The sequence below is a fragment of the Amycolatopsis sp. NPDC102389 genome (genome assembly GCF_044765885.1).
Lineage (GTDB): Bacteria > Actinomycetota > Actinomycetes > Mycobacteriales > Pseudonocardiaceae > Amycolatopsis.
Genome location: NZ_JBIWKX010000024.1, coordinates 1 through 13,283 on the forward strand (window position 1 = coordinate 1; position 13,283 = coordinate 13,283).

Below are 13,283 nucleotides of genomic sequence, written 5' to 3' on the forward strand. Positions count from 1 at the left end.
GCCCGGTCCCATTCCGAACCCGGAAGCTAAGCCTGACAGCGCCGATGGTACTGCAACCGAAGGGTTGTGGGAGAGTAGGACACCGCCGGACTAACATTAGAAAAGAAGGGTCCAGGCCCCGGTCGAGAACCACGAGTTCTCCCGGGACCTGGACCCTTTTCTCATACCCTGCCCTCGCCGAGTGGGTAGTTGGTAGCAAAGGTCCCTTGCTCCCCCGCGGCGTCACTCAGCAGCACTCTCGGCCGACCGCGCGCCGGCGCACAGGCGACGAGAAGACCAGTGAAGTGGTCGTCTCGCCAAACCGCTGCATCCGCTCTACGAGTTCCTCCAACTCCGCCGTGCTCCGGCAGGCAACCCGCACCAGCCAGCACTCGTCACCCGTGACGTGGTCGGCGTCGAGCACCTGAGGTAGCGGGAGAATGGTTTCGCGGAAGCGAGCCGTGTCGAGGCTGCGCACCTTCGCCCGGACGATCGCCTCGATCGGAAGCCCGAGCTTCGTCAGATCGACGCTTGCCGAGTACCCGGTGATGACCCCCTTCTCCTCAAGCCGACGAACCCGCTCGGTCACCGCGGGCGCGGACAGCGACACCCGCCGGCCGAGCTCCGAATAGGTCAACCGGCCGTCGGACTGGAGCAGTTCGAGCAGCTGCCAGTCGAGATCATCGAGGTTCACAGAACTCCAGGTCGATCGTCATACCCGCCAGGAATCTTTAGGCTAACCGCCGCCAAGTCCTGGAATCTCCGATGTTGCGGAGGATCACTGATCGCCAGGATGGAGCCATGACGACCGAACCCCGCGTACTGACGTTTCCGGCCCTGGACAGCGCGGCCGTGGCCGCGCACCTGCGCGCCGAGCTCGCTCTTGAGGTTGACCCGGACGACCTTGTTCAGGACCTCACGTCTGGCGCTCGGCGCGGGTACGTGATCGTCGAGACCCGAGCCCCCGAAGCCTTCGCGTCTGCTCGTATTCCCGGCGCGATCAACCTCCCGTACCGGGACATGACACCCGAGTCCGTCAGCGAGCTGGACCGTGACCTCGTCTACGTCTGCTACTGCGAGAGCATCCACTGCAATGCCGCGACCAAAGGGGCCCTGAAACTCGCGGAACTCGGCTTCAAGGTCAAACGCCTGTCCGGTGGCATCACCGCCTGGCAAGCAGCCGGCTATCTCGTTGACCGAGACACCCCGGCACCCGCCAGCACCTCCGCACCCACCCCGCGCTGCGCCTGCTGACGAAAGGGAGCAAGGGACCTTTGCTACCGCCCTGCCCTGGAGCGGTAGCAAAGGTCCCTTGCTCTCGGTGCGGTCGTAGGCTGGGGAGGTGACCGCTCCCAAGTTGCTCGTCATCCAGCCGGATGCATCAGACCCGATCGGCCCTCTCGGCGACTGGCTCACTGAGGCAGGCGCCGAGCTCGACATCCGGTTGCTGCCCGGTCAGACACTCCCCGCCGACCTTGACGGGTACAGCGGTGTCGTGTGCCTTGGCGGCGGGATGGGCGCCAACGACGACGAAGCTCATCCGTGGCTCGCGGACGTGCGGAAGCTTCTTTCGAAAGCCGCGGGAGCGCGGATCCCGACGCTGGCGATCTGCCTCGGTAGTCAGCTCCTGGCCGTGGCACTCGGCGGCAGCGTCGGCACGGGCGATCAAGGGCCCGAGGTCGGCCCGGGGCTTGTGTCCAAGAAGGACGCTGCGTGGACCGACCCGCTGTTCGCGGACCTGCCGCTCATGCAAGACGTCCTGCAGTTCCACAACGACGCGATCACTCGACTGCCCGCGGGCGCCGAGCTTCTTGCCTCCTCGCCGCGGTATGCCCACCAGGCCTTCCGATTCGACCGTTGTGCCTACGGTGTCCAGTTCCATATCGAGACGACGCCGGATGTCGTCCTCGATTGGGCGCGACAGTCGCCGGAAATGGCGGAACTCACCCGGCCGGACGTACTGACCCCGGAAAACCTGGCCAAGGTGCATGCCGATATCACCGAAACCTGGCGGCCGTTCGCCCATCGCTTCGTCCGACTGGTGTCCGGTGACCTCGCCCCGGCTGCGGACCGTCAACGTACATTGCCGATGGCTTAACGACTTATGTCTCAAATACGTATGGGTTGTTAACACTCAGGTCTTGCCGTCAGGTACCTTGCGAGGGGAGTTTCGAAGGGTTCGGAGGTCGGGGTGGAGCCCTCACTGTTGGTCGTGCTCGTCGTCGTCACGGCCCTAATTTTCGATTTCACAAACGGGTTCCATGACACGGCCAACTCGATGGCGACGTCGATCGCCACCGGGGCGTTGCGTCCCAAGGTCGCCGTGACGATTTCCGCGGTCCTGAACCTGGTCGGAGCCTTCCTCTCTGTCGAGGTGGCCAAGACCATCTCGAATGGACTGGTTGACGACACCAAGATCGGCCCGGCGATCGTCTTCGGTGGTCTGGTCGGGGCGATCGTGTGGAACCTGATCACCTGGTTCGTCGGCCTGCCGTCCAGCTCGTCCCATGCGCTGTTCGGAGGGCTGATCGGCGCCACGTGGGTGTCGGCCGGAACGGACTCCGTCCATTTCGGAAAGATCGTCGAGAAGGTGCTGATTCCAGCGGCGGTGTCGCCGGTCTTGGCCGGTCTCTTCGCGATGGTCGTGACGTACTTCGTCTACCGGCTGTTCGTCCGCCGCGGCCGCACCGCGGGCTTCAGAGTCGGTCAAATCATCTCGGCTTCGCTGGTCTCGCTCGCCCACGGCACGAACGACGCGCAGAAGACCATGGGCGTCATCACCCTGACGATGATCACCGCCGGAGCCCTCCCCGCCGGGGCCGGCCCGCCGCTCTGGGTGATCGTCAGTGCTGCGCTGGCGCTAGCGCTCGGCACATACCTGGGTGGCTGGCGAATCACCTACACACTGGGTAAAGGCCTGACCGATATCGATGGCCCGCAGGGCTTCGCCGCGCAGACCAGTTCGGCGGCCGTTATCCTCGCCTCGACGAACTTCGGTTTTCCGCTGTCGACGACTCACGTCTGCTCTGGAGGCATCGTCGGCTCCGGTGTGGGCAGGCATGAGTCACCGGTTCGCTGGCGCACGGCCGGCCGCATGGTGATCGCCTGGCTGTTCACACTTCCGGCGGCCGCGATCGTCGGTGCCGGGGCCGGCCTCGTGACCTCGACCGGCACGGTGGGGACGATCGCCGTCGGCGTCGCGGGCCTCGCGATCGGCATCGGGATCTACCTTCTGTCACGGCGGAGCCCCGTCAACGCAGGGAGCTTCACCAGCCCCGCCCCGCCCGTTCCGGAACAGGAAGTCGGCAGGATCGCCGCCTAGCGGAGCAAGGGACCTTTGCTACCGCCGAGCTGAGGCGGTAGCAAAGGTCCCTTGCTCCCTTGCGCGTCCGTCTGGCCACCGGCGGAAGGGCGACTACGGTGGAAGTCGATGGTTGAGCGCGCCAGGCCGACCGCTTCCGTGGCGAGGTACGGCTTCACTGATCCCCGTGCCGACGGGCAGCTGCGTGCTGCCGGTTGGTGGACCGAATCCGGCCCGGATGGCTCCGCCGCCGACGTGTTGTCGGCACTTTCCCGTGCGGCGGACCCCGATCTCGCCCTGAGCGGCCTGGACCGGATCAGGGAAGCCGACCCTGCCGCCTGGAGTGAGCTCGACCAGGCACTCCGCACCAATCGCACGTTCCGCGGCCGAATGCTCGGCGTCTTGGGCACCTCGAGCGCCCTCGCGGATTTCCTGGTCGCGAACACCGGCTGCTGGAAGACCCTCCAAGGACAAAAGAGCACCGAGCCGGATCAGTACGTGAGTAGTCTCCTCGACCACTTACGGCCGGAAGGAGAACTGCTCACCGGGCTTGAATCGGAGCAGGCTCTTCGCGTCGGCTATCGCGAGCTGCTCCTCGGAATCGCAGCGGCCGACCTCGGGCATCTGGTTGAAGCTGGCCTTCGGCAGCCTCCTTATGCCGAGATCGGAGCCCAGCTCACCACGCTGGCTGAGGCCGCACTGACGGTGGGCCTGCTGGTCGCGGAGGCCGAGGTGGGTGCCGGTATCGAGGGCCGGCTGGCCGTGATCGCGATGGGCAAATGCGGTGGTCGAGAGCTGAACTATGTGAGCGACGTGGACGTCATCTTCGTCGGAGATGGCGATCTGTCGGTCTCCACGCGGCTGGCCAGCACGATGATGCGCGTGGTCGGCAAGGCCTGTTTCGAGGTCGATGCGGCGTTGCGTCCAGAGGGCAAGGCGGGTGCCTTGGTCCGAACCCTGGATGGGCATGCCGCCTACTATCAGAAGTGGGCCAAGACCTGGGAATTCCAGGCATTGCTCAAGGCGCGGCCAGTGGCAGGCGACGCCGAGCTCGGGCGTCAGTACGCGGAGATGGTTGCACCGAAAGTGTGGGCAGCGGCCGATCGGGACAATTTCGTCCCCGAAGTCCAGAAGATGCGGCGCCGCGTCGAAGGGCATGTGCCCTCCGCACACGCCGAGCGGGAGCTGAAGCTGGGGCGAGGAGGCCTCCGCGACGTCGAGTTCGCCGTGCAGTTGCTGCAACTGGTCCATGGCCGGATCGACCCGGAGCTGCGTTCTCCGTCCACGTTGGACGCACTCGCCGCCCTGGGTGACGGCGGCTACGTCGGCCGGAAGGATGCCGCGGAGCTGGCCTCGTCATATGAGTTTCTCCGGACCATCGAGCATCGGCTTCAGCTTCGCCGACTGCGGCGCACGCACCTGTTCCCTGCTGCTTCGGACGTCAGCGAGCTGCGAACGATCGCGAGAGCGAGCGGTGTGCGGCCGGCCAGGGGTAGAAGTGAAGGGGACGTACTGCAGGCAGAGTTCCGCCGCCACCTGCAGAGCATCCGACGGCTTCATGAAAAACTCTTCTACCGGCCTCTGCTGCAATCTGTAGCGAACGTGCCGACCGAAGCGCTACGGCTGACCACGAAACAGGCAGAGAGCCGTCTCGCCGCGCTCGGTTATGCCGCTCCGGACGGCGCCTTGCAGCACATCAAGGCGTTGACCGCGGGAATGTCACGTCGGGCGGCCATCCAGCAGGCTCTGCTGCCGGTTTTGCTGGACCTTCTCGCCGACACTCCGGACCCTGACCGCGGTCTGCTGTCTTATCGGAAGGTCTCCGAAGCGCTCGAAGAAACGCCTTGGTATCTCAGGGTTCTCCGGGACGAGGGCGCGGTCGTCGAGCGGCTCGCATTTCTGCTGGGTACCTCACGACTGGTGCCCGATCTGCTGGCGAGAGCGCCCGAGGTCCTGCAGCTGCTCGGTGATCCCGCGCGACTGGCCGGTCGCACCCCGGCAGAAGTGGCCACCTCGCTGCGAGCCGCGGTGCGGCGGCAGCCGGGTTTGAACGCCGCGGTCGCAGCCGCGAGATCGCTCCGCCGTCACGAGATGTTGCGAATCGCGTCGGCAGATCTGCTGGGGCTGCTGGACGTCCCAGCGGTCTGCGCGGCGTTGTCGAGCGTGTGGGTCGCCGTGCTTCAAGGTGCCTTGGCCGCTGCTTTTCGCCAGCGGCAGGCTGAGCTCGGCCAGACCCCAGCAAAGATCGCCGTCATCGGTATGGGGCGCCTGGGCGGAGCCGAACTCGGCTATGGATCCGACGCGGACGTTCTCTTCGTGTGCGAGCCGGCGGAAGGCGTGTCGGACTCCGAAGCAGCTAAGTTCGCTTCGTCGGTCGCCGAGACGGTGCGCAAGATCCTCGGTGCCCCCAGTCCCGACCCTGCGCTGGTCGTCGACGCCGATCTCCGTCCGGAGGGGCGGAGCGGCCCGTTGGTGCGAACCCTGGAGTCCTACCGCAGCTACTACGGTCGTTGGGCGGAGGTCTGGGAATCGCAAGCGCTGCTCCGAGCCCGGTTCATCGCCGGCGACGAGGACCTCGGTGCCCGGTTCATCGAGATGATCGACCCCATTCGATACCCGCAAGCAGGCCTCGACGCGGTTCGGGTGCGGGAGATCAGGCGGATCAAGGCCCGAGTGGAGACGGAACGGATGCCCAAGGGCGCCGACCCGACACGGCACACGAAGCTCGGGCGCGGAGGGCTCGCCGACGTGGAATGGACCGTACAGCTCATGCAGCTGCGCCACGGGCATGAAGTCGAGGGGCTCCGGACCACGTCAACGATCGAGGCGCTGAAAGCCGCGGCAGCGGCGGGGCTCGCGGAGCCCGCCGAGATCGAATCCCTGACCGAGGCCTGGCTGCTGGCGACGCGTGTTCGCAATGCCGGGATGCTGGTCCGCGGTAAGGCTGTCGACGAGATCCCGAGCTCCGGCCGAGACCTGGCCGCGGTCGCGCGGGTGCTCGGTTACTCGGCCGATGACGATCCAGGTGAGTTCCTCGACGCCTACCGGCGGACGACCCGACGTGCCCATGCGGTCGTGGAGACCCTCTTCTACCAGGACTGACCCGCTCTGACCTGCGGTAAGTGAGCAAGGGACCTTTGCTATCGCTTGCCCGGAACGGACCAGGCGTGAGCAAAGGTCCCTTGCTCACACTCGGCCTCGCGGACGGTGAGTGGCGCTTACAGTGGTCCGGTGACTGTGCGCGAGCCATTTCGCACCCGGATCAAGGTGCGTCATTACGAGCTGGACACCCTTGGCCATCTCAACCACGCCGTCTATCACTCGTACGGCGAGGTCTCCAGACTCGAGCTGATGGAGCTCGCCGGCGGCCTCAACTCCGGTATGCGTGATGCGAATCTCGCCTTCGTGCTGCTCGAGTCCCATATCGTGTTCCGGCGTGAGCTTCGGGCAGGCGATGTCGTCGACGTGACTTGCGACGCCAAGTTCGGCACCGGCAAGACCTTCCACATGGACTCGAACATCTACAAAGTCGACGGCACCCTCTCCGCGGAGATCACGTGCACGTTGGGGCTGATGGATCTCGAGCGGCGAAAGCTGGTGGATGACCCGCGTGGCCGCATCGAGCGAGCGGGCGTCGATCTGAAGGTTCTCTCCACTTCGGAGTAGCGGCACCGCGAAGACCCAAAAGAAACGCCGGTGGTGAGGGCGCTTTCGCACCTCACCACCGGCGTGCTCTCGGTGTTTCCTACCGCACGATCACACGTCGTAGTACAGCGAGAACTCGTACGGGTGCGGGCGCAGCCGCAGCGGGTCGATCTCGTTCTCACGCTTGTAGGAGATCCACGTGTCGATCACGTCGGGAGTGAACACGCCACCCTCGAGCAGGTAGTCGTGGTCCGCTTCCAGCGTGTCGAGAACCGCGCCGAGGTCGCCAGGAACGAGCTTGACGTTCTGGGCCTCCTCCGGCGGAAGCTCGTAGAGGTCCTTGTCGATGGGCTCCGGCGGCTCGATCTTGTTCTTGATGCCGTCGAGACCGGCCATCATCATCGCCGAGAACGCGAGGTACGGGTTGCCGGACGAGTCCGGGCACCGGAACTCGGCGCGCTTGGCCTTCGGGTTGTTGCCCGTGATCGGGATACGGACACAAGCCGACCGGTTCCGCTGCGAGTACACCAGGCTGACCGGGGCCTCGAAGCCCGGCACGAGCCGGTGGTACGAGTTGACGGTCGGGTTGGTGAAGGCCAGCAGGCTCGGCGCGTGCTTGAGCAGGCCGCCGATGTAGTGGCGGGCGGTGTCGGACAGGCCCGCGTACCCCGACTCGTCGTGGAACAGCGGTGTGCCGTCCTTCCACAGCGACTGGTGGCAGTGCATGCCTGAGCCGTTGTCACCGGCGAGCGGCTTCGGCATAAAGGTCGCGGTCTTGCCGGCGGCGAACACGGTGTTCTTCACGATGTACTTGAACAGCTGCAGGTCATCCGCAGCGTGCAGCAGCGTGTTGAACTTGTAGTTGATCTCGGTCTGGCCGGCGGTGCCCACCTCGTGGTGCGCACGCTCGATCTCGAAACCGGAGCCCTGCAGGTTGCGGACGATCTCGTCGCGCAGGTCGGCGAAGTGGTCGACCGGCGGGACGGGGAAGTAGCCGCCCTTGAACTTCGTCTTGTAACCCTGGTTGCCGCCCGGTACGTCGGCACCGGTGTTCCACCAGCCCTCGACGGAGTCGATCTCGTGGAACGAGGCGTGCTCGGCCGAGTCGAACCGGATCGAGTCGAAGATGTAGAACTCGGCCTCCGGGCCGAAGAACACGTTGTCGGCGACGCCGTACTCGGAGATGTACTGCTCGGCCTTGCGCGCGATATTGCGCGGGTCGCGGCTGTACGCCTCGCGGGTGAACGGGTCGTGCACGAAGAAGTTCAGCGAGAGCGTCTTCGCCTTGCGGAACGGGTCGATACGCGCAGTCTCGGGGTCCGGGAGGAGCAGCATGTCGGATTCGTGGATCGACTGGAAACCACGCACCGAGGAGCCGTCGAAGGCCAGGCCTTCTTCGTAGGCTTCTTCGTTGAACGCCTTCGCCGGAACGGTGAAGTGCTGCATAACGCCGGGCAGGTCGCAGAACCTGACGTCGACGACCTCTACGTTCTCGTCGGCGATAAGGCGCTGAATGTCGTCTGGAGTAGTGGGCACCCTCGGTGACTCCTTCTCGTTCGTTGCCGGCGGCAGTACTCTCTTCGGCTCACGCTAAGAGCGCGGTGTTGCCCGACCGTCACCCGTATGTTTCGCCGGTGTTAACGGGGCGGCGATATCGGGTAGTCGACCAGGGCGAATGTGGCCCGCGCCACCGGCATACCCTGGATGGGTGGCGAGATGGACCGGAGAATGGCTGCCCGGAGCCGGTGATGGGACGACGGCCGGTGGCGAGGGTACGCAGCGGTGGCGTGGTGAGCGACTCGGCTTGCCCCAATCGGGTGTCGGCTCGGTGGCGGGCGGCGGCGCACGCCTTCTCGGGCTGATCGTCGATCTGGTTCTCGCCTCGCTGGTCACGACACTCTTCGTGACGCCCAGCCTTCAGGATCCGGCCGTCATGCAGACCTTCAACCTCTGGTCGGTCGGCGTCTGGGCGGCGATCACGGTCATTCCCGCCGCCTTCTTCGGCTTCACCCCCGGTATGGCAGTGGTCGGCATCCGCGTTGCCCGGCTCGACGGCGCGCAAATGGTCGGAGTGTGGCGTGCGGTCGTGCGGGCGGCACTGACGTTCGTGATCATTCCGGCGGCGATCCGCAACATCGACGGCCGAAGCTGGCTCGACCGGCTGACCGCAACCGTTGTGATCCGCATGCGATGACCTCGGAGGGGAGCAAGGGACCTTTGCTCTCGCCGGAGGAAGCTGCCGCCGGACCGGCCGTGGTCAGGCGGCCGGTACCGCAGGAACGCTCCCGAGATCCGGAGGCGGTCGTTGCCGTGCGTGCTGGTGCGCGGTTCGCAGATCCTGGATCACCACCAGCGGCTCGTCACGCAGCTGAGCCGGACTTACCTGGACGACGATCAGGCCTGGAGCGACCAGGGCCGGTGTCTCGGGCAGCTTGTCCGGTTCAAGAGAGACTTCGTCATAGCGGACCTGCAAGGCGACGCCGACCTGCGGCCACCAGGCGTCAGCGACCCCGACCAGCGTTCCGTCTGAAGTCCGCAGCTCTGCCCTCCGTGCGGGCTTGGGCAAGCTGCTGCGCTCGAGTACGGACTCCAGCCACTGCTCGACGGCGGAGTCGACCCCGTCTTGAAGGGCGTTGACGACGATCCGAGGGAGTGCGGAGCCGATCGTGCTGGCTTGGGCCAGCTCGTCTCGAAGCTCCTCCGGAGTGCAGAGACCGCGATTGACCGCGTCGTGGATCATGGCCCGCACCGACTTGAGTTCGTCCATACGCCGAGCCGCGTCGATCAGGGCCCTGGCGAGCGGAGCGACAGGCAGTCCGTCGATCTCCACTGGTTCGGGCAGATGGATCGTTCGCTCAACGACAGCGAATCCCCAGGTGGCCACTTTGCTCCGGTGGGGGATCAAGGTGTGCGCACGTCTTTCTGGCGGGAGTCTTCGGACTCCGTACAACCTGGCGGCCTGCACGCCGGTGAGCATCGCCTCCGGGCCCGCGTGGGTCAGGGCGACCTTCATGAGCTGGCGCTTGGTCGGGGTGCCGTCGGTCAGGAGGATGACGCCGGGTATCGGACGTCTCCACGGTCCGCCTTCTCGGCAAAGCCGAGAGATCGAGGAGTGTGAGTACCCCAGGGCGACGAGTTTCGCCCGGGCGGCCACGCCGTCCGGGAACATCGCTGCCAGCACTTTCTGCCGTGCGCTCGAAGTTCTGTCCACACAGTGATCATGCGAGCACCCACCGACAGTTTTTCGCCCGAAGACGGATCAGGGGTCCTTTGCTACCACCTAGCGGTAGCAAAGGACCCCTGATACTCGTTTGGTCAGCGGCGGCGGATGGTGCGCTGGACGTTGCGCATCTTCGCGCCGGCGGGCATCGGGCCCTTGGGCATGGCCGCGCCGCGGCTGCCGAGGGCGGCCAGCTTCGCTTCCAGCGCGTCGACCTGGGCGGGCTTGAGGTTGCGGGGAAGCTTCATCAGGTAGCCCTGAAGCTTCTTCAGCGGCACCTGCTGCTCTTCGTTCCCGATGATCACGTTGTAGATCGGGGTCTCACCGATCAAGCGGGAAACACGCTTCTTCTCCTGCGCGAGCAGGGACTTCACGCGGTGCGGCGCCCCCTCGGCGACGAGCACGACACCCGGGCCGCCGAGCACCCGGTGCACGGCGTCGAGCTGGGTGGTGGCCGCCACGGTCGGCGTCACCTTCCAACGGCCTCGCATGTTCTCGAGTGCCCAGGCCGCGGCGCCGGGCTGCCCGTCGGCCTTCGAGTACACGGTCTTCTGAACCCGCCTGCCGAAGATGATCACAGCGGCGAGCGCGCCGAGCAGGATGCCCAGCGGCAGCACGACCCAGTGGACGTCGAAGATGAACCCGATGCCGAACACGACACCGGTGATGACCAGGAGCGATCCGGCCATCCAGGGGATGAGCGCCTTGTCTTCCTTGCGCTGCATCTTGAAGGCCTCGAAGATCTGCCCGCGGCGAGCCTTGCTCGCGGCACGCTTCTCCTTCTTGGCCAGCTTCGCTGCTTCCTTGTCCTGCTTTCCCGCCATGTGACCAGGATACGGCCGCGTGCCCTGCGCCGATCCCGTCGGGCCCTCTGCGAGGATCGGGGCGTGGTTAGCGCATCGTCCCCGAAGAGTCGTCCAGGCCTGCTCGATGGGCTCGACCCCGAGCAACGCGCCGCCGCCTGCGCGCCGAGGGGGCCGGTCTGTGTCCTCGCGGGAGCGGGGACCGGCAAGACTCGGACGATCACGCACCGCATCGCTCACCTGGTCCGTTCCGGGCACGTCGCCGCTGGTCAGGTTCTCGCGGTCACGTTCACGACTCGCGCCGCGGGCGAGATGCGCACGCGCCTCCGGGGTCTGGGTGTCGACGCCGCCCAGGCGCTCACCTTCCACGCCGCCGCCCGTCGTCAGCTGCGCTACTTCTGGCCTCAGGTGGTCGGGGACCGGCCGTGGGAGCTCCTCGAGAACAAGTTCCGCTACATCAGCCAAGCCGCTAACAAGGCCGGGCTCGGCACCGAGACGGAGCTCCTACGCGACCTCGCTAGTGAGATCGAGTGGAGCAAGGCCTCTTTGGTATCACCGGACGACTATCCGGCGGTCGCCGCGCGTACGCAGCGGGACACACCGGCCCCCTCGTCGCAGGTCGCGGAGGTCTACCGCAACTACGAGAAGGTCAAGAACGCCGCCCAGGTGCTCGACTTCGACGACCTGCTCCTGCACACCACCGCCGTCCTCGAGGAGCACACGGTTGTGGCCCAGGAGTTCCGCGAGCGCTACCGCTGCTTCGTCGTCGACGAGTATCAGGACGTCACCCCCCTGCAGCAGCGATTGCTCGACGCTTGGCTCGGCGGTCGCGACGACTTGACCGTCGTCGGCGACGCCAACCAGACCATCTATTCGTTCGGTGGTGCTTCCCCTCGACCGCTGCTGGAGTTCACGCGGAGGTTTCCCGAGGCGACCGTCGTGAGGCTCGAGCGGGACTACCGGTCGACCCCGGAGGTCGTGGCTCTCGCCAATCAAGTGATCGGTGCCGCGCGTGGCCGTCCTGCGGGGTCGAGGTTGAAACTGATCGGCCAGCGCCCGTCCGGGCCGGCCCCGCGGTTCGCCGAGTATGACGACGAGACCGCGGAGGCCGCGGCTGTCGCCCGCAGGATCCACGATCTGCTCGACAGCGGAGTGGCCGCCAGCGAGATCGCAGTGCTCTACCGCGTCAACGCCCAGTCGGAGGCTTACGAGCAGGCTCTGGCCGAGGTGGGTATCCCGTACCTGGTTCGTGGTGGTGAGCGGTTCTTCGCCAGGGCGGAGGTCCGGCAGGCGATGTCCGCGTTGAGGATGGCGTCGACCGACGCCGACACCGGCGAGCTGGTCGTCCGCGTTCGCTCCGTGCTCGCGAAGGTAGGGCTCACCGACCAGCCGCCCGCCGGAGGCGCGGCGAAAGAGCGGTGGGACGCGCTTCTCTCGATCGTCGAGCTGGCCGAGGAGCTGGCTTCCACCGTCGACGACGCAGATCTGCCGCGTTTCGTGGCGGAGCTCGAACAGCGGGCGACAGCGCAGCATCCGCCGACGGTGGAGGGCGTCACCTTGGCCTCGCTTCACGCGGCGAAAGGTCTCGAATGGGACGCCGTGTTCCTCGTGGGGCTCGCCGAGGGGACGATGCCGATCCTCCACGCCGACGGTGATGACGCGGCCATCGAAGAAGAGCGCCGTCTCTTCTATGTCGGCGTCACTCGAGCGCGAGAGCACCTCTCGCTCTCGTGGGCTTTGGCCAGGACATCGGGAAATCGTCGCAATCGACGACGCAGCCGCTTCCTCTACGGCCTCATCCCCGAAGACCACCCGGCGGCGAGGGTCGCCCGCTCACAGCAGCCGAAGCAGTCCGGCAACAAGGCCCGGTGCCGGGTATGCGGCGGGCCGTTGCTGGAGACACTCGACATCAAGCTGGGGCGATGTTCTCGTTGCCCGTCCAACGTGGACGAGCAGTTGCTCGAGAAGCTGAAGTCCTGGCGGGGGGAACGCTCGCGTGAGCTCAAGGTGCCGGCCTTCGTCGTTTTCACGGACGCGACGCTGGTCGCCATCGCCGAGCAGCGGCCGACCGACGACACGGCGTTGTGCGCCATCTCCGGGATCGGCGCGACGAAGCTCGAACGCTTCGGGGCGGAGGTTCTCGACGTCGTACGGGCCTCGGTGGAGTCTTGACCGCGTGCCAGGCATGATCCACGCGGCGAACCTGCTGCTCAGAGCCGATCTTCGCAACTTCGACGGATTTTCTGGAAAATAAGTTGCCCCGGTGCGGCCGGGGGCAATAACCTGCAGGTACCGGGCGGGAAGAGCCCGGACTGGGGAAGAACATCTACAACAC

Annotated in this window: 11 protein-coding genes and 1 rRNA gene; 8 read left to right on the forward strand and 4 right to left on the reverse strand. The window is 66.2% G+C overall.

Annotation, left to right across the window (positions count from 1 at the left end; genetic code table 11):
- Window positions 1-91, forward strand: a 5S ribosomal RNA gene (rrf, locus tag ACIRGA_RS20965); the annotation flags it as partial.
- Window positions 92-226: 135 nt separating this feature from the next.
- On the opposite strand, the gene ACIRGA_RS20970 is transcribed toward rrf, so the two are convergent.
- Window positions 227-673: an Lrp/AsnC family transcriptional regulator gene (locus ACIRGA_RS20970; RefSeq protein WP_400943249.1), complete on the reverse strand. Its 447-nt coding sequence runs from the start codon at window positions 671-673 to the stop codon at window positions 227-229.
- A gap of 107 nt (window positions 674-780) precedes the next feature.
- On the opposite strand from ACIRGA_RS20970, the gene ACIRGA_RS20975 reads away from it, so the two are divergent.
- The 5 genes from ACIRGA_RS20975 (at window position 781) to ACIRGA_RS20995 (ending at window position 6,946) form a co-directional block, all read left to right on the forward strand.
- A complete protein-coding gene (locus ACIRGA_RS20975) occupies window positions 781-1,233 on the forward strand; it encodes a rhodanese-like domain-containing protein (protein ID WP_400943251.1) in 453 nt (150 codons plus the stop codon).
- Window positions 1,234-1,321: 88 nt separating this feature from the next.
- A complete protein-coding gene (locus ACIRGA_RS20980; RefSeq protein WP_400943253.1) occupies window positions 1,322-2,077 on the forward strand; it encodes a type 1 glutamine amidotransferase in 756 nt (251 codons plus the stop codon).
- 105 nt (window positions 2,078-2,182) lie between these two features.
- Window positions 2,183-3,301: an anion permease gene (locus tag ACIRGA_RS20985; protein ID WP_400943518.1), complete on the forward strand. Its 1,119-nt coding sequence runs from the start codon at window positions 2,183-2,185 to the stop codon at window positions 3,299-3,301.
- Window positions 3,302-3,409: 108 nt separating this feature from the next.
- A complete protein-coding gene (locus ACIRGA_RS20990) occupies window positions 3,410-6,382 on the forward strand; it encodes a bifunctional [glutamine synthetase] adenylyltransferase/[glutamine synthetase]-adenylyl-L-tyrosine phosphorylase (protein WP_400943255.1) in 2,973 nt (990 codons plus the stop codon).
- Between the two features lie 129 nt (window positions 6,383-6,511).
- Window positions 6,512-6,946, forward strand: a complete 435-nt coding sequence (locus ACIRGA_RS20995; RefSeq protein WP_020633826.1) for a thioesterase family protein — start codon at window positions 6,512-6,514, stop codon at window positions 6,944-6,946.
- A gap of 90 nt (window positions 6,947-7,036) precedes the next feature.
- On the opposite strand, the gene glnA is transcribed toward ACIRGA_RS20995, so the two are convergent.
- Entirely contained in the window at window positions 7,037-8,461 is a 1,425-nt protein-coding gene (glnA, locus tag ACIRGA_RS21000; RefSeq protein ID WP_005167524.1) for a type I glutamate--ammonia ligase, read from the reverse strand.
- A gap of 172 nt (window positions 8,462-8,633) precedes the next feature.
- Here glnA and ACIRGA_RS21005 point away from each other — a divergent pair, with 172 nt between their 5' ends.
- Window positions 8,634-9,119, forward strand: a complete 486-nt coding sequence (locus ACIRGA_RS21005) for an RDD family protein (protein WP_400943258.1) — start codon at window positions 8,634-8,636, stop codon at window positions 9,117-9,119.
- A gap of 63 nt (window positions 9,120-9,182) precedes the next feature.
- On the opposite strand, the gene ACIRGA_RS21010 is transcribed toward ACIRGA_RS21005, so the two are convergent.
- A complete protein-coding gene (locus ACIRGA_RS21010) occupies window positions 9,183-10,136 on the reverse strand; it encodes a hypothetical protein (RefSeq protein ID WP_400943260.1) in 954 nt (317 codons plus the stop codon).
- A 104-nt stretch (window positions 10,137-10,240) separates the two neighbouring features.
- Window positions 10,241-10,969, reverse strand: a complete 729-nt coding sequence (locus tag ACIRGA_RS21015) for a DUF4191 domain-containing protein (RefSeq protein WP_076168932.1) — start codon at window positions 10,967-10,969, stop codon at window positions 10,241-10,243.
- A 63-nt stretch (window positions 10,970-11,032) separates the two neighbouring features.
- Between ACIRGA_RS21015 and ACIRGA_RS21020 the strand changes: the two genes are divergently transcribed.
- A complete protein-coding gene (locus ACIRGA_RS21020; protein WP_400943262.1) occupies window positions 11,033-13,120 on the forward strand; it encodes an ATP-dependent DNA helicase UvrD2 in 2,088 nt (695 codons plus the stop codon).
- The last annotated feature ends 163 nt before the right edge of the window (window positions 13,121-13,283 follow it).